12 protein-coding genes and 1 other RNA gene are annotated in these 16276 nt (G+C 46.2%); 5 read left to right on the top strand and 8 right to left on the bottom strand.

The window, feature by feature from the left end; translation table 11 throughout:
• On the top strand, window positions 1–115 hold a 115-nt coding region (locus RO21_RS13550), incomplete at its 5' end, for a DUF6396 domain-containing protein (protein ID WP_241482493.1).
• Window positions 116–553: 438 nt separating this feature from the next.
• On the opposite strand, the gene fdhE is transcribed toward RO21_RS13550, so the two are convergent.
• The 4 genes from fdhE to fdnG all read right to left on the bottom strand — a co-directional run bounded on the left by fdhE (window position 554) and on the right by fdnG (window position 6212).
• The gene (gene fdhE, locus RO21_RS10215; protein ID WP_047977680.1) at window positions 554–1474 is read right to left on the bottom strand and encodes a formate dehydrogenase accessory protein FdhE; all 921 of its coding nucleotides are present in this window, start codon (window positions 1472–1474) and stop codon (window positions 554–556) included.
• Window positions 1475–1576: 102 nt separating this feature from the next.
• Window positions 1577–2254, bottom strand: coding sequence for a formate dehydrogenase subunit gamma (locus RO21_RS10210; RefSeq protein ID WP_047977679.1), 678 nt, complete (start codon window positions 2252–2254; stop codon window positions 1577–1579).
• Window positions 2247–3143 (bottom strand): formate dehydrogenase subunit beta, encoded by an 897-nt coding sequence (gene fdxH / locus RO21_RS10205; protein WP_047977678.1) that lies wholly within the window; start codon window positions 3141–3143, stop codon window positions 2247–2249. The genes RO21_RS10210 and fdxH overlap by 8 nt, the downstream gene beginning before the upstream one ends.
• Window positions 3144–6212 carry a formate dehydrogenase-N subunit alpha gene (gene fdnG, locus RO21_RS10200; RefSeq protein ID WP_157019763.1) on the bottom strand — a complete coding sequence of 1023 codons (3069 nt, stop codon included), beginning with the start codon at window positions 6210–6212 and terminating at the stop codon, window positions 3144–3146.
• 230 nt (window positions 6213–6442) lie between these two features.
• Here fdnG and fdhD point away from each other — a divergent pair, with 230 nt between their 5' ends.
• Entirely contained in the window at window positions 6443–7252 is an 810-nt protein-coding gene (fdhD, locus tag RO21_RS10190) for a formate dehydrogenase accessory sulfurtransferase FdhD (RefSeq protein ID WP_047977676.1), read from the top strand.
• A gap of 41 nt (window positions 7253–7293) precedes the next feature.
• On the opposite strand, the gene RO21_RS10185 is transcribed toward fdhD, so the two are convergent.
• The 3 genes from RO21_RS10185 to RO21_RS10175 form a co-directional block, all read right to left on the bottom strand.
• Window positions 7294–8685, bottom strand: a complete 1392-nt coding sequence (locus RO21_RS10185) for a YdgA family protein (RefSeq protein ID WP_047977675.1) — start codon at window positions 8683–8685, stop codon at window positions 7294–7296.
• Window positions 8686–8754: 69 nt separating this feature from the next.
• Window positions 8755–10878 (bottom strand): 3-hydroxyacyl-CoA dehydrogenase NAD-binding domain-containing protein, encoded by a 2124-nt coding sequence (locus RO21_RS10180; RefSeq protein ID WP_047977674.1) that lies wholly within the window; start codon window positions 10876–10878, stop codon window positions 8755–8757.
• 9 nt (window positions 10879–10887) lie between these two features.
• Window positions 10888–12192 carry an acetyl-CoA C-acyltransferase gene (locus tag RO21_RS10175; RefSeq protein ID WP_047977673.1) on the bottom strand — a complete coding sequence of 435 codons (1305 nt, stop codon included), beginning with the start codon at window positions 12190–12192 and terminating at the stop codon, window positions 10888–10890.
• A 223-nt stretch (window positions 12193–12415) separates the two neighbouring features.
• On the opposite strand from RO21_RS10175, the gene RO21_RS10170 reads away from it, so the two are divergent.
• From RO21_RS10170 to RO21_RS10160, 3 genes are all read left to right on the top strand, one after another.
• Entirely contained in the window at window positions 12416–13900 is a 1485-nt protein-coding gene (locus tag RO21_RS10170) for a nicotinate phosphoribosyltransferase (RefSeq protein ID WP_047977672.1), read from the top strand.
• 138 nt (window positions 13901–14038) lie between these two features.
• The gene (locus RO21_RS10165) at window positions 14039–14686 is read left to right on the top strand and encodes a hypothetical protein (RefSeq protein WP_047977671.1); all 648 of its coding nucleotides are present in this window, start codon (window positions 14039–14041) and stop codon (window positions 14684–14686) included.
• A 359-nt stretch (window positions 14687–15045) separates the two neighbouring features.
• Window positions 15046–16011, top strand: a complete 966-nt coding sequence (locus RO21_RS10160; RefSeq protein WP_047977670.1) for a bile acid:sodium symporter family protein — start codon at window positions 15046–15048, stop codon at window positions 16009–16011.
• Window positions 16012–16056: 45 nt separating this feature from the next.
• Here the strand turns inward: RO21_RS10160 and ffs are convergent.
• Window positions 16057–16154: signal recognition particle sRNA small type (gene ffs, locus RO21_RS12330), an RNA gene on the bottom strand.
• Window positions 16155–16276: the final 122 nt, after the last annotated feature.

Here is a 16276-nt window from a genome sequence, read left to right as displayed (position 1 = left end):
ATTTCAGCGTTGGTTAGAGGGCGAAAGCATGGAAAAACCGAATGAGGCATTAGTGAAGAAATTGGCGGCACAGGCGGGTTTAGATTGGGAAACGGGTTTTCCGTTGAAGAAATAGTAGGATACCGCACATTAAGCTAGGTTTAATGTGCGGTATGTTTTTTGCAAAGTTTTGCCAAAATTAACCCGCTTGTAAATATCAATTTAGCCTTTTGAGGGAATTTATCCGTATGTCGCCTGCTATTAGTAAATCGGATTAGTTTATAAATTTTAATAAAATTCCCTTTAAGTGAAGTTTAAAGGGCGTTTAAATTTAGCGAGCCTTTTTGCATTTCAGATAAAAGGTTATAATTCAATCTAATTTAAGCCTTGTAACGATATTCAACCACCTTAAATCTGTTCTGAAATAAATTACAACTTATTGATAAATCTAGGTAAAAAATCAAGAAATCTCACATTTTTTCGGAATAATTTCATTTACTCAAACCTTGCATTATCAAACTTAGCTAGATTTTGCAAAAAATCTTGCCAAACCCACCGCTTGCAATGGTATAGACTACTCGGCGATTTGGAATAGAAACGGGTTAATGCCGCTACGGGAGAGGTTTTTTTGTTCCATTTCCGCATCAAGAAAGAGGGTGGCGAGATCGTCTGCGATCGGCTCGACATAAGGATCTTTTTCTTGATACATCGCTTTGAGGTAGCTGTCGCAATCGCCGCAGCTTTCTGCTTTGACTGGCGATTCTACACTGTCTAAGCTCCAATAGTCGAGTTTGCCCGACTGTTCGCAGTTGGAACATTTTGCCCGTACCATATTCCATTCACTTTCGCACAAGGCGCAATGGAGGTAACGCAAGCCTTGGGTATCGCCAAAGTGAATGACGCTGGCTACGGGGGCGGAGTCGCACACGGGGCAGCGGTGGCGTTCGCCGTTCTCCCCTTGAATGTGGCGGGGCAGTTGGTGAGTGAGTTGTACCCAGTAGAGCGAAAGCGCTGCCCATAAAAACACGGCTTTATCTGCGCCAACTTGCTCGTAGCGTTCGTTGAGCAGGTGATCGGCGAGGGTTTCCAGCTCGTTTGCCGCTGCTTTTTCCAGCCATTCTAGCGTGGCAAGGACGCTGTCGTTGGCATAGGGTTTGAACTTTTCAATTAAGGCCAGCAATAAGGTGCGCCATTCGTTTGAACGTTTAAACGTTTGAATATCAAGGGGCTTTAAGCCTTGCTGATCGCTTAGGCAAGCGGTCAGTTGCGTTGAAATATTAGCAATCGGATGTGTTTCGAGCAATTCAAGTTGAACGTCAACTAAATGTGCTGCAAATTGCAGGTAATCGCCAAAGGGGTGATTTTCAGCCAGTTGGCGTAGCCTTTTGGCCCGGCGGGCGTAGAGATTTTTCGGGTTGGCAAAGAGTAGAGGCGGGTGCTGAAAACTGCTTGCCGCTTGTTTGATTTGGTCTTCGGGTAAAATTCGGATACTCATTTTAATGCTTTACATTGTGAAAGGCTGAGAAAATAGGAGGGGCGGTTGCCCCTCTTATGAATGTCAGTTTGCAAATTTGGGTTTGAAACCGACCGCTTGTGGCTATTTGGTTCGTTGTTTGTCTGCCAATTCTTTTTCCAGTTCCGGCAGCAACTCTTCACGCCACCAACGTGGGTGATGTTTTTTCGCCCAACGCACCGTTACCCAGCCTTCGACCATCCCTCGAATCGAGCCTTTCACCCAGAATGCCATATACATATGTACCATAATGCCGGTGAACAGTAAAAACGCACTGAGGGAGTGCAGTAAAATCGCAATGCGGATTACAGGAATAGGGAAATTATGGGCGAAATATTGCCGCCACATAATAATGCCGGTAGCAAGTAGGGTGAACATCGCCAAAATCAGCGTCCAGAATAGCATTTTCTGTCCGAGATTATATTTGCCGTTGTCGGACACGGCGTGTTCGTTGCCTTTTAACACCTCTTTGATGTTTTTCAGCCATACCCAGTCATTTTTTTCCGGAAAGTTATGCCGCCAGTAGATCAAGCAGAGATTGACGAAGGCGACAAACATAATTAAGCCGGTGAACGGATGGACGAAACGGGCGATCTGCGGTGTGCCGAGAATGTCGGTCAGCCACGCAAAATCGGGAAAGAAGAACGCCAAGCCGGATAAGCCGGTGGTGAAAAAGCAGATCACCAACAGCCAGTGGCTTAGGCGGGCGGGCAATTTATGGCGGACGATTTTTTGGTCGTTGCCAATCTCGATTTTACGCATTGTTGCCTCCCTGTTCATCTTCGTGTTCGTCAAGTTCTTCGGTATTCGGGCCGATGGATACATAGTGTGCGATTTCGGCTAATGCCAAACCGCCCATTGCCACGGCAGCAACCGGTTTTAGCACATCTTTCCAGAGTTTGATGGTCGGATCGATATGCGGATCTTTCGGCAAACCTGAATAAAGCTCCGGTTTGTCGGCGTGGTGTAATACGTACATTACGTGTGTGCCACCGACCCCTTCCGGATCGTATAAACCGGCATTTTCGTAGCCGCGGGATTTCAAATCGGCAATGCGACTTTCGGCGTAATGCTTCATGTCGTCCTTGCTACCAAAGCGAATTGCACCGGTCGGGCAGGTTTTGACACACGCCGGTTCTTGCCCCACATTGACCCGATCGACACACAGGGTGCATTTGTACACACGGTTGTCGTCCGGATTCATTCTTGGAATGTTGAACGGGCAACCGGCAATGCAGTAGCCGCAGCCGATACATTTATCCGATTGGAAATCCACAATGCCGTTGGCATATTGGATAATCGCCCCCGGCGACGGGCAGGATTTTAAGCAGCCCGGTTCGGCGCAGTGCATACAGCCGTCTTTGCGGATCAGCCATTGCAAGCGGTCATTTTCTTCCACTTCGTTGAAACGCATTACCGTCCACGCTTTTGCATTGAGATCGGCGGGGTTATCGTAAACCCCGACACAATTTTCCGGCTCGGCTCGAATGTCGTTCCATTCCGAGCAGCCCACCTGACAGGCTTTGCAACCGATACAGGTAGTAACATCGATCAGTTTTGCCACTTCAAATTTGTGATCTCTGGCGTGTGGTGGCGGTGTCAGCCCCGATGTAGCAGAGGCGTTGATAATATCTTGAGTTTGTACGCCCATTTATGCCTCCGTGATTTTTTCGATATTGACTAACATACATTTGGATTCCGGCGTTTGTGTATTGGCATCGCCGGCACGTACGGTCAGATTGTTGGCAAAGAAGCCTTTCTTCGCTTTTGTGGTTGCGGCAAAGCCCCAGTGGATTGGAATGCCCACCGTATGAATGGTTTTGCCGTCCGCCGTTAGTGGTCTGATCCGTTTTGTTACTACGGCAACGGCTTTAATAAAGCCACGCTTAGAGCTGACTTTGACTTTATCGCCGTGTGAGATACCTTTTTCTGCGGCAAGCGCTTCGCTGATTTCCACAAATTGCTCCGGTTGAGCGATGACATTAATCAGCGCGTTTTTCGTCCAATAGTGGAAATGCTCGGTTAAGCGATAAGTCGTGCCGACATACGGGAAGTTGGCGGCTGTGCCTAAATCGGCTTTATCGCTTTCCAAAATGCGTGCTACCGGGCTTGAAATCACGTTCGGGTGTAACGGGTTAGTGCCGATTGGGGTTTCCATCGGCTCATAGTGTTCAGGGAACGGCCCGTCCGCCATACGTTCACGCACAAACAAGCCGCTCACACCTTCCGGCTGCATAATAAACGGCAGGGTAGGGCTGTTCGGCGGTGCAGTGCCGTAGTCGGCAACGTCCACATAGTTCCAGTTTTTGCCGTTCCATTTGACTAATTGGCGTTTCGGATTCCACGGTTTGCCCGCTAAATCGGCAGAGGCACGGTTGTATAGCACGCGGCGGTTGAGCGGCCACGCAAATGCCCAGCCGAGCGTGTTACCGAGATTGGACGGGTCGGTGTTATCACGGTTTGCCATTTGATTGCCTTTTTCCGTCCATTGTCCGGTATAGATCCAGCACGCACCGGAGGTTGAACCGTCATCACGCATTTGAGCAAAGCTAGAGAGCAGTTGCCCTTTTTTGAGAATGAGATTGCCATTGGCATCGTAAAGATCTTCTAACGCATAGCCGTTGTTCTCTTTTGCTACTTCTGCCGCTTTCGGTTCAAGCGGGTTGGCGTAATTCCAGCTCATTGCTTCGAGCGGTGCAAGCGGTGCTTTGCCGCCCTCTTTTTGATAAAGGTGGATAAGCTCGGCACGCAGTTCGGACATAATTTCACCGTCTGTTTTTGCCTCACCCGGCGGTTCAGCCCCTTTCCAGTGCCATTGTAACCAGCGACCGGAGTTAGCGATTGAGCCGTCTTCTTCAACGAAACAAGTGGTCGGTAGGCGGAAGACTTCCGTTTGAATGTCTTCCGATTTTACATCGTTAAACTCGCCGTGGTTCATCCAAAATTCGGAGGTGTCGGTAATCAACGGATCCATAATCACCAAATATTTGAGGTTGCTCAAGGCTTTGATGATTTTTTGTGAATTTGGATAAGAGGCAATCGGGTTCATTCCTTGACAGAAGAAACCGTTTACTTTGCCTTGGTACATCTCCTCAATGTAACGGAGCTGATCCATTCCGCCTTTTGGTAACTTCGGTAGATAGTGATAGCCGAACTCGTTCTCTTTCGTGCCATTATCGCCATAGAAAGATTTGAGCATACTCACCATAAATTTCGGGGTATTCTGCCAATAATTGACCTGATCTTTCATTAGCGTTTTCGGGGTAATCCGTTTTAAGAACGCATCAAGGCTGGTGTCCGCTTCGGTTGGCAGCGGAATGTAGGACGGCAGCATATGCGGGAATAAGCCTAAATCGGTAATTCCTTGCACGTTGGAATGCCCACGCAACGCATTCACGCCGCCGCCGGAAACGCCGATGTTCCCCAAGAGTAATTGGATCATCGCCATCGTGCGAATATTTTGTGCACCAACGGTATGTTGCGTCCAACCTAACGCATAGAGGAAGGTTGCCGCTTTATCTGGTGCCGAGGTTTTGGCAATTTCTTCACAGAAGATCAGGAAATCTTTTTGTGGCGTACCGGTAATGCGTTCCACCATTTCCGGCGTATAGCGGGAAACGTGATTTTTGAGCATATTTAACACACAACGAGGGTGTTGGAGGGTTAAATCCCGTTTGGGTTGCCCTGTTTCGTCAAATTGATATGCCCAAGTGGAACGATCGTATTTACGGGTTTGTTCGTCATAGCCGGAGAATAAGCCGTCTTCAAATTTGAAATCATCATTGATTAAGAAGGCTGCGTTGGTGTAATAGCGAACGTATTCGTGCTGAATTTTATCGTTTTCAAGCAAATAGCGGATAACGCCGGATAAAAACGCAATATCCGTGCCGGAACGTAACGGCATATAAATATCCGCCACCGCAGCAGTACGGTTGAAGCGTGGATCGACCACCATCAATTTCGCACCGTTTTGCTTTTTGGCTTCAATCGCCCAGCGGAACCCGACAGGGTGGGCTTCCGCAGCGTTACCGCCCATCACAATAACTAAATCTGAATTTTTAATATCAACCCAGTGATTGGTCATCGCACCGCGACCGAATGATGGGGCAAGACTTGCCACCGTCGGTCCGTGTCAGATACTCGCTTGGTTGTCGGTAAAAATCATACCGAGTGAACGCACAAACTTCTGCGTTAAAATCCCCGTTTCGTTGCTGCACGCTGAGCCGGCAAGAAAACCGGCGGTCATCCAGCGATTGACTTCTACCCCTTTGTCATTGTGGGTAACAAAGTTTTCATCACGGTCTTTTTTCATATGTTTAGCGATACGTTCAATCGCTTCGTGCCACGAGATACGTTTCCACTCGGTTGAACCGGCTTCACGCACTTCGGGGTATTTCACACGACGGTCGCTGTTTACATAGTCCAATGCGCCTGCGCCTTTCGGGCATAATGCCCCACGGCTGACAGGGTGATCGGGGTCGCCCTCGATGTGAAATAGTTTATTTTTACCGTTCATTGCACCATCGCCCATACTGTATAACAGCATACCGCAGCCGACAGCACAATAAGTACAGGTGTTGCGTGTTTCTTTGGCACGCAAGAGTTTGTATTCACGGGGGGCAGCTAATGCCGTTGCGGGCGCAAAGCCCAACATTGCCGCAGACGTTCCCGCCATACCACCTGCACAGATCTTAAAGAACTTTCTTCTACTGACCTGCATAATCACTCCTAAAAACCACAAATGTGGTCAAATTAACTTCAAAATATCACTAAATTGAATTTGGTTTATCAAAGCGTGGTATTATCTACCGAATAATCGGATCTATCTTCTGTTTTATACGAATAAAACGAAAAATCCACCGAAACTTTGACATAAGCCAAACTTGGCTAAATGATACAATTTTTTAACAAAATTTGCCACTTTCTCACGGAATTTTCAAGGAATAGCCAATGCCGATTGTTCAAACCCACGCTTTTCGTCTCACCTTTGAGAACGGTTCGTATTTATCGAATGCAGTTGATGAAAACTTGATTACCGAAACGCCGGTTGCTTTGGTATATAACGGTATTTCCCATACGGTGATGATGTGTAGCCGACAGGATTTAGCCGATTTTGCATTGGGATTTTCCCTTGCCGAAGGGATCTTAGCGGATAAAAGCGAGCTTTATGGCTTGGAAATTGCGGAACATTGTCACGGTATTGAAGTACAAATGGAGATTTCCTCCCGCCGTTTTCACGAACTAAAAGCAAAGCGGCGGACAATGGCGGGCAGAACGGGCTGCGGAATTTGCGGGGTCGAGCAACTTGAGCAAGTGGCACAGCAATGTCAATTTTCCCGACCATCTCACCGCTTGCAAGCGGTCGAACCCAGTATATTGGACAACTGCTTGGCGCAGTTAGAGCAGCATCAAATGCTGGCAAAACAGACGGGCGCGAGCCACGCTGCCGCCTTTTTTGATCCGCACGGCAAATTGTTAGCCTTACGGGAAGATGTCGGACGCCACGTTGCGTTAGATAAATTATTAGGCTGGCACGCCAAAGCGGACAAGCCCGTTGGTTTTGTGTTTGTTACCAGCCGTGCCAGCTTTGAAATGGTGCAAAAATGCCTTGCCTGTGGGGTGGAAATGCTGTGTGCTATTTCGGCAACCACCGAAATGGCGGTGAGAATGGCAAGGGAGAATGGTTTTAGCCTGTTGGCTTTTACCCGTAAAGGCAGAGCCACGGTTTATTCGGGTATTGAGCGGATTAAACAGGGCTAAAACCGCAATAGACAGTGGGTTTCCCCACTGCCTGCTCGTTGTTAAAATCTATTTAAGCTAAACATCAGCATTATTAGTGCATTTTGAACTTCGGCATCTGATAATGCTTTCCCGTTGAGCAGTACTTTTCCTTCGTCAATTTGGAGATCGGCGGTGATTTGTTTGTCATCAATATTCACTGCTTGGGTTTGCTTGAGCTGATGGATTAACTCGGCAACGACATAGTCTGCTTGCTGTGAGGCTTGCTCTGGCGTTGCGCCTTGCACTTGTGCCATTTGGTTGATGAGCCCTTTTATTACCGGCAGATCAAATTTCACTTTGAAGTGTGATTTTTGTAATAATGCCAATGCTTGCGAAGGCGTTGCTACTGTTTCAAAGGGCTTGCCGTTTACCACCAGTTCTAGCGATAGCTCGCCTTGATCATTGTTTAATTTCAATGGGGTGATATGTATCTTTATCCCTTTTTTCACAAGATTATGCCATTTTTCAAATGATTGTGGTGAACGCTCTAACAGAAAACTTTTCAGGTAAGCGTTAAATTCATTAGTCAGTTTGGCATCACTCTCCATTAAGTAGTTAAAGGTGAGTTTGCCTAATGATGTCTGAGCGGTCGGCGTGCTTAACACAAGATCGAAATTGATATTGGCATCTCCCTCATACCGCTCGCCTTTTAAGTTATTATTGCCATTCATACGGATATTTTGGTAAGCAATAGCCGTGCGTTGAATGTTATTTTTGATCGCAACATTATCTATTGTCGCCGATAGTGTTCCTAAGTCCAGATTTACAAAATCGCTAGGCGCAGCAAGGTTTGCTTTATAAGCAAGGTTATCGACTTCGATGGTTATATTGTTGTCGGTAAATTTCAAGTTAGGCAAGACAGTAGCCGTAAGCCCGCTGAACAAGTCGCCGCTGAGTTTGCCGTCTAACTGTGTTTCCGTTGCCGCCATTTCAAAGGAGGTTGATTTAAGCGGTTCGGTATGGATAACACTGGTTAAACTGCCTGTGTAGCTAAGATTCGTATGACTGTTTAAAAACGCCGCTTGATTATTGATGAGATCTTTTAACTCATCAGGGAAAATTACACGGCTATCGGCGCTGATCGCCATTGGAATGATATTTCCTTTTTGGAGACGGTTAAACGGAAAAGGCCCGTGGTAGAGCGTATCTTCTCCTTGAAGGTGGTATTGCTTACCGTTAGCACTGATTTCGAATACATATTTTACCTCAGAACTAAACCAGTGGCGTTCAAATTGGAGATCTTTAAATTCCGCTTTTATCCCTTGGGCTTCAAGCCGTTTAAGTTGCAGATTGGTTTGGGTGAGCATATTAGGATAGCGTTGCTCTGCCTGTTTTCCGGTAAAATAACTGCCGCCCACGCCGGCGATACCGACAAGAGCGATGACAGATAGGGCAATTTTGGACAGTTTCATAAGTTTTCCTCTTGAGTTGATGAATTGGTTTGCAAATTTTTCGTTGTTACGTACCGCTTGCAAAGGAAATTATTGCGTATTGGCTTTGGCTAACAACCATTCGCACGGGGTGAAGCGTTCACCGTAGCGTTGAGAATGTTTACGCAGTTGGCTTACGATTTCGGTTGCGCCGATTTTTTCGATATACGCATAAATGCCGCCACGGAAATCCGGAAATTCAAAGCCGAGTACCGAGGCAACGTTGCCCTCGTCTGTCGAGCGGATCACGTTATCCTGCAAGCACCAGCACGCTTCGTTGATCATTCGTAGTAAGCAGCGGCGTACGATTTCTTCCGACTCTAGATCGTTGCGGGTGATGGTCTCCATTACGTGATAAATACTTTTATCCTCTTGAATACGGTTGCCTTTATTGTCGTACATATAAAAGCCCCGTCTGTTTTTACGCCCTTTGCGTTCGTTTTTAATCAGCAATGCCACGCTTTCCGGCAGGGCAAAGCGGCTGCCTAGCTCGGCAACCATTGCTGGATTGGATTTGGCTAACACGTCCAAGCCGATGTCGTCAATCATTGCCAGTGGGCCGATTTTAAAGCCAAATTCTTGTAGAGAACGGTCGATAAACTCGATCGCTTCCCCTTCGACAATACATTGAATCGCTTCCAATAAGAACGGCGAGAGAATACGGTTGATGAAAAAGCCCTGCTTATCCGCCACTAACATTGGGATTTTGCCTTGTTGAATGGCAAAGTGAATCGCTGTAGCAATCGCATTTTGGCAGGTGGTTTCGTGGGGAATAATTTCCACCATCTGCCGTGTGGTAACCGGGCTGAAATAATGAAACCCGATCACATTTTGAGGACGGGTCGCCACGCTCGCAATATCACGGATCGCAAAGGTCGAGGTATTGGTGGCAAAAATCGCTTGATCGTGATAGTAACTTTCACTTTCCCGCACCATCTGCTGTTTGAGTTCTAATTTTTCATACACCGCTTCAATAATAAAATCGGTCGATTTACCTGCCACTAACCGCTCGCCGCCGGTAATTAAATTCATTCGTTGAATCATTTGACCGTGGGAGAGCGTTTTTTTCGCCACCGCCATTTGCATTAACTCGTAACATTTTTGCAGGGCTTTTTGAATTTCGGACGGGTGAATATCCTTAATTCTGACCGGAATTTGCGCATTATTCGCCGTCAAATAGGCAATGCCTGCCCCCATATAGCCGCTGCCCAGCACGGTAACTTGGCGGACATCTTTGACTTTCGATAAATCAATGTATTGCTCTTTCATTGCCCGTTCTGCCCGCTTGAGCTTCATCAACACTTGGGCTTCTTCGGTATGGAACAGTTCGACCAACGCATTTTGCTCTAATATCAGCCCCTCTTTAAAATGCGGCTCTTTGAGTAGCGTGAGCAGATGCGTAACGGCAGGGTAATTGCCGAAGGCTTTGTGCCAAAGGCGGTTATCGACATAATCAAGGTATTTTTGGCGGATAAACGGTGTGCCTTCAAGCTGCTTACGCCATTTTTTCACCCGATCAAGCGGGCGTTTATGGTTGATTTTTTGCACTTGATTATTTAAAAGCAGGGTATAAGCACTCTCAAACAGATTACCTGCGGGGATCACTTTGTCGATCAGCCCGATCTGTAACGCTTTTTCCACCCCGATTTTATAACCGGAGGCTAACAGTGGGATTGCCTGTGGCAAGCCGATTAAACGGGGTAAACGCTGCGTGCCGCCGGCAAAGGGTAAAATGCCGGAACGCACTTGCGGCATTGCAAATTTGGTGTAGCTTTCCTCACTGGCAATACGGTAGTCGCACGCCAAAGCCAATTCTAACCCCACGCCGAAACAATCACCGTCAATGACTGCCACCACCGGTATTTTTAAGGTGTTGATTTCCCGCATTACCCGTTGAGCATCACGGGAAAATGCCTGTAATTGCTCGGTGGTTTTATGGCGTAATCCGTCCAGCTTATAGCCTTTAATGAAAGATTTAGGCTTGGCGGAGACGAAAATCAGCCCTTTCGCTTGTTGATAAATAACCGAACCGATGACAGTGCGCAAATCATCAATAAAATAATCGGGCAACCAGTTATGCGGACTGTTTGGCACATCAATGCGTACCACGGCGATTTGGTTGCCGTCAATCTCCACCTGAAACGGTGAAGCAGGGTAGGTTGAAGGTGTTGTCATTGTCATTCCTTATTCGCTTTCCAGTACCATTGCCGCCCCTAAGCCGCCTAAGCCGCTAGAGGCAACCAACGATAAACCGCCGCCCCGACGTTTTAGTGCGTGCAGGGATTGAATTAAAATACGTAGGCTGGTGGCAGCCCGTGGGTTGCCAAAGGCAATCGAGCCGCCGAGATGATTGAGCTTCGCCGGATCGATTTCCCCCAAACACGCGGTGCGATTGAGCTGATTTTTTGCAAATTCCGTTGAGGCAAACAGTTGCATATTAACCAGCATTTGTGCGGCTGAGGTTTCGTGAATATCAATATAATCCATCTCTTGCAGGGTCAGCTTGGCTCGCTCAAGGGCAAGGCTGCTCGCCAATGTTGCACCCATAAACATATTTTGCCAAATATCATTGCCGGTAATCGCATAACTTTTAATGTAGCCGAGTGGTATTAAGCCTAAGGTTTTCGCTTGCTTTTCCCGCATTAGCAGAACAGCAGCAGCACCGTCAACGGGTTTAGGCATATTGGCTTCGGTAACGGTTGCGTAATTTTTATCCGGTAACGGCGAAAAGCGTTCATAGTAGCTAGGGCGGACTGCGGCAGAGACGAGGGTATCCGATACCACAAAATCGCTATAAGGGCGGGGGAAAGACGGCATTACATCGTTTTTGAGTAAGCCGAGCTTCCACGCATTTTGTGCTTTAAGGTGGGACTGGCGGGCGTATTCGTCTTGCTCGGCACGGCTGATATGGTGCTGCTGTGCCATGCGCTCGGAAATATCGGCAACGGAAAGCTGCGTCATATAATCTTTGAGATTGACCCCGTGCGGTTTGAGATCCCGCCACGAGAATTGACGAAACAGGCGGTATTTATCTTCTAAGGTTGGGGCTTTGAAAATCTGTTTGAACTTATAAATCACCCGTGGGCTGATGCTTAACGGTGCATTGGAAATCGAATCCGTGCCGCCGGCGATACCGGCAGAGATTGACCCGCTGACAATACTGCCCGCCACATTCACTAAGGCTTGCAACCCCGATAAACACGAACTGCTCAGGGTGTAAGCCTGCAACGTCGGCATATTTAACGCGAGGGCAATCTCTCTGGCAGGGTTGGGAATATCGGGCTGTTGAATGACCTGCCCGAACACTAATTGTTCAATATGCGTGCGTTCAATCGCGGTGCGGCTTAAAAGTTCGTTTGTTACCATTGTGCCGAGATCGGTCGCATAAGAGGATTTAAACCCCGTATCTCGTTGCACGAAAGGGGTGCGTAAACCGGCGACAATCGCAATGCGTTCGCCTTGTGCGGTTAAAAGCGTCTGTTTCGTCATTAGATTTCCCGCTAATCAGTAAAAATTAGCAAATTTTAGCACGGGAATTGCCGAAATGCGTGAAATAAATTGGGAATTTTTACGGAATAGATAAGCGTAGCGTATGGTTGGCAAATGAGTGTTTTTATAGGTGGGAATAAAAAAATTTGTCTTATTTAATTTGCTTTTTTGCGGAGGTGGTTTATGATAATGCCCGTTTAAATTTGGGCAAAAAGGAAAGAATATGCCACATTTTATGCCAAAATTAGCACGGGCGACCGCTATTCCCAGCTTACTTTGCGATTTTTATAAAGTATCGCACCGCTTGCAGTATCCGCAAGGAACGGAGATCATTTACAGCACCCTTACCCCCCGCAGTAATAAACTCGCCCCGCACCTTGACCGTGTCGTCTCTTTTGGTTTTCAAGCCTTTATTCGTAAATATTTAATCGATTATTTTAATAACAATTTTTTTGCCCGCCCTCAAAATGAGGTGGTGCAGGAATATCGCGATTTTATCGCCGCCACCTTGAATCAACAGGATTCGGGCGATCATATTGCCCGCTTGCACACTTTAGGCTATTTGCCGTTGCGGATTAAAGCGATACCGGAAGGTAAAACGGTGGCAATCAAAGTGCCGGTAATGACGATTGAGAATACCCACACGGATTTTTATTGGCTGACCAATTATTTGGAAACCTTGATCAATGTGTCGATGTGGCAGCCGATGACGTCCGCCTCAATTGCCCGCCGCTATCGGCTCACCTTAACGGCATTTGCCCGCCAAACTTGCGATAATGATGATCACGTTGTATTTCAATCCCACGATTTTTCAATGCGGGGAATGAGTTCATTAGAGTCGGCAGAAACCTCAGGGGCAGGGCATCTCACCGCATTTTTGGGGACGGACACCATTCCGGCGATAGCTTATGTGGCACATTATTATGGTGCGGAAGGGCTGATCGGCTCGTCAATTCCCGCCTCGGAACACTCGGTAATGAGTGCACACGGCGTCGATGAATTGCCGACTTTCCGGTATTTAATGGCGGCACATCCTGACACTATGCTCTCGATTGTTGCCGACACAACGGATTTTTGGCGGAATATTTGTGAAACACTGCCTCGTTTGAAAGCGGAAATTATGGCGCGCCCACCGAATGCCAAAGTGATTATCCGACCGGACAGCGGCGATTCCTTTGCGATTATGTGTGGCGATCCGCAGGCGGAAACCGAACACGAACGTAAAGGCTTGATTGAATGCTTGTGGGATATTTTCGGCGGCACGATTAACCAAAAAGGCTATAAAGTGCTGGACGCCCATATTGGCACAATTTACGGCGACGGCGTGAATTTTGAAAAAATGGTACGGATTTTAACCGGCTTGAAAGAAAAAGGCTTCGCTGCCAGCAATATTGTCTTCGGCGTTGGGTCGCTTACTTATCAGCATAATACACGGGATACGCTCGGTTTTGCCACCAAAGCCACCTCAATAACGATTAACGGTCAGGAAAAAGCGATTTTTAAAAACCCCAAAACCGATAACGGCTTGAAAAAATCCCAAAAAGGCAGGGTAAAAGTATTGTCGCCTGACCACTATATTGACGGTTTAACCGCACAAGCTGATTTTAGCGATGATATGCTAGAGGTCGTGTTTGAGAATGGGCGGCTAGTCCAAACCACCGATTTTAATCAAATTCGACAACGGCTAGCGTGTGAATGGGCAGTATAGTTGCGTATGTTTATCAACAAGGCACATTATTGCATAGCGATAGTATGAGGTAATAGTTCTTTACATTTATCAGGTAGCGTGCTTTACTTATCAGGAATAAATTAACAACTGTTTAATACTAAACCTTAGGGGAAACTTATGAAACATTTAACGAAAGTGAGTTTGGCAATGCTAATGGCATTAGGATTAGCCGCTTGTGATAAAAAAGTTGAAGATAAGGCGACAGCCACTGCCGCTGAAAGTACACCGCAGGCGCAAGTTGCAGAAAAAACGGCAGCCCAAGAACTTGTTTTTCCTACACCAAATCCAAAATTATTAGAGCCTATTGCGATTTCCGATAAAAAGTCGGCAACGGGTTTAAAAGATTTACAAACACTCAATGCCTTTTGGGATAAAAGTGAAGTTGAAGGTAATAAAATTAAGCAAGCCTTTCAACAAAAGGTTCGCGAGCTTGGAAAAGATAAAGAGGCATTAGCGCAATTTATTGCAACAGAAGGGCAAAAGCTGATTGATTGGAATAAACAGTTTGATGAACAGTTAGCAAAACTGAATATTCAAGATGCAGAGGTTGCCGCAATAGCGACACGTTTATCCGATTACACCCAGTTTGGTACGGCAGTATTACAGGCAAACTTTGGAGTAACACAGCAGGCATCGAAAATGTCGCCAGCAGAAGAACAGGCTCTGTATGCAAAAATGAAAGAGTCAGCTAAATTTAGTAATCAGATTGTACAAGGCACAATTATTCCAGCAATCAATAAGCTAGTCGATAAATATTCAAAATAATACCTTAATAGAGAAAGTATATTGTAAGGTGATATTATAAAAGCTGAATGGGAATCCATTCAGCTTTTATTTTATGTTTAAGAATTAGTGTCTATTTTTTTCTAAGAGGTAAACTGAATTTGAAAGTGTTTGGTTTGTTCTAATAATGGTCATATTTACTCCTTAACTAATATATAAAATTTATGAGCATTTTATTTTTTCGGAAAAGGTGGAGGTACAGATAATATTGGGTGAAAAATAAGTCATTTTAAAATGGCTGTGTTTATTTCAGTATTGATATTTTTCCACACTTTTGCTAATGGTAGCGTGTTCTTGATAAAACGAACATCTGACAATAACAACATTAAAGGAAGTGAAAAATGCTGACATTACTGAAAAAAGCCAGTTATTTTTTGGCGAAATTTACCGCATTATTTATCATTTTATTAGCGTGCCTGACCTTTTATCAGCCGAGCTTATTTGAGTGGGTAAAGGGCGATGCGCAAATAGTCGTACTTAGTCTGATTATGCTTTCAATGGGAATGACGTTAGGGGTTGAGGATTACAAAATCCTTGCCCAACGCCCTTGGGATATTCTTATCGGCACGGTGGCACAATATACGGTGATGCCGTTTGTTGCTATTGCGATTGCGCAAAGCCTCTCACTTTCACCGGCGATGACCTTAGGCTTGGTGCTGGTCGGCTCGTGTCCGGGCGGGGTTGCCTCAAATATTATGGCATTTCTATGCAAAGGCGATGTTGCCTTTTCGGTTGGAATGACGACAGTTTCCACCCTGCTTGCCCCTGTAATGACCTCACTGTTATTAAATTATTTGGTCGGGCAGAGTGTCGCAATGGACGGCTGGGCAATGTTTAAATTTATGTTATTGGTAACGGTGTTACCCGTGGTTGTCGGATCGAGTTTAAACATCGGGCTACATCGCAAAAAATGGTTTCAAGATGTGCAAGCCTTAATGCCGGGGATTGCCGTGATCAACTTTGCCTTTATTGTTGGTGGCGTAGTCGCCCTGTATGGCAACTATTTTTTACAGTCCGGTGTGATGATCTTAGCCTGCATTATTTTTCATAATATCATCGGCTACGGGTTAGGCTATTTAGCCGGCAAACTGTTCGGAATGAGCTTGGCGAAAAAGAAAACGATTTCAATTGAAGTCGGGGTTCAAAACGCAGGGCTGGCAACCGGCTTGAGTATGAAATTTTTCCCGACCATACCAGAATCGGCGGTGGTGTGTGCCGTTGCGTGTGTGTGGCATTCGGTCGCCGGGACAATTTATGCCAATTTCCTGTTATGGCTGGATAAATTCAGACAGGTAAAAGTCGCCTAGCGGTTGAAAAATTGCCCTTATCAGTAAATTTCAAAAAAGGTGAGGGCGTTTCCAGCAAAACTCGGCACATAAACATTTCAATTCTGGCTGCTTTCTTCCGAACCTGACCAAGTAAACCGAACGCTATTGCGAGAAACCAAAAACGCCCTCATCGGATTACACTGTTTGTGTAAGGGTTCAAATTATAGGGAAATTCCCGCCATAAAACAAGCCCTGTGCCTAACAAGCGGTGCGATTGGTGTAAATTTTTGCAAAAAATCTCATA

Source organism: Muribacter muris, from assembly GCF_001038205.1.
In the GTDB taxonomy this organism is placed as follows: domain Bacteria; phylum Pseudomonadota; class Gammaproteobacteria; order Enterobacterales; family Pasteurellaceae; genus Muribacter; species Muribacter muris.
Note: the sequence above shows the minus strand (reverse complement) of the source record. Positions and strands in the feature narration are given on the sequence as shown.